The sequence below is a fragment of the Streptomyces sp. SID13726 genome (assembly GCF_010548375.1).
Classification (GTDB): Bacteria; Actinomycetota; Actinomycetes; order Streptomycetales; family Streptomycetaceae; genus Streptomyces.
On record NZ_JAAGLY010000168.1, the window covers coordinates 1 to 598 of the forward strand.

The window sequence follows — 598 nt, forward strand, 5'->3', positions numbered from 1 at the left end:
CGTCGCCGTGCACGCCGAGCGCGAGGCGCCCCACCTCCTCGACGCACGGTACGTCGACGAGCGCGGCGAGGAGGCGGCGTCGCTCGTCGCCGACCTGAGGAACCTGGCGAGGGCCGCCCGCCAGATCGGCGCGGACGACGCCTGGACCCAGCTCGCCGACTCCCTCGACCAGTTCGGCGCCGGATCCACCGACCGCTGATCACGCAGGACGCACGACGCGTGCGCACGGGCGGAGGCTCAGGCCGGTGACCACTCCTGCCCCCGGGCGAACCGACGGCGGACCGCTTCTCCCCCGCCGTCCTCGATCCAGGAGCGGTCGCCCACGACGACGAGGAGCGACCGTGCCCGGGAGAGCCCGGTGTAGAGCATCTCGCGCGCCCGTGCGACGTCCCGGACGCCGTTGACGGACAGCACGACGACCGGTCGTTCGAGGCCCTTGAACCCGAGCACGTGGCCGTAGAACACGTCGTCCTCGGCGAAGAACGCGTCCCAGTAGGCGGCGTGGCCGCCCGCCTCGACCTCGTTCACCTGCTGCGGGTGCCGCCGTCCGGTCGCGAGCAGCGCGAGCTGCCCGCTCGCCCAGCCCGCGCCGAGCAGG

General features: G+C 74.2%; 2 protein-coding genes. One reads left to right on the plus strand and one right to left on the minus strand.

Annotated features, from left to right (window positions below; genetic code table 11):
- On the plus strand, positions 1–199 hold a 199-nt coding region (locus tag G3I78_RS46965), incomplete at its 5' end, for a hypothetical protein (protein WP_164436729.1).
- Between the two features lie 38 nt (positions 200–237).
- Here G3I78_RS46965 and G3I78_RS46970 read toward each other — a convergent pair.
- Positions 238–598 (minus strand): ATP-binding domain-containing protein (locus G3I78_RS46970; RefSeq protein ID WP_164436731.1); only part of this gene is annotated, 361 nt, incomplete at its 5' end.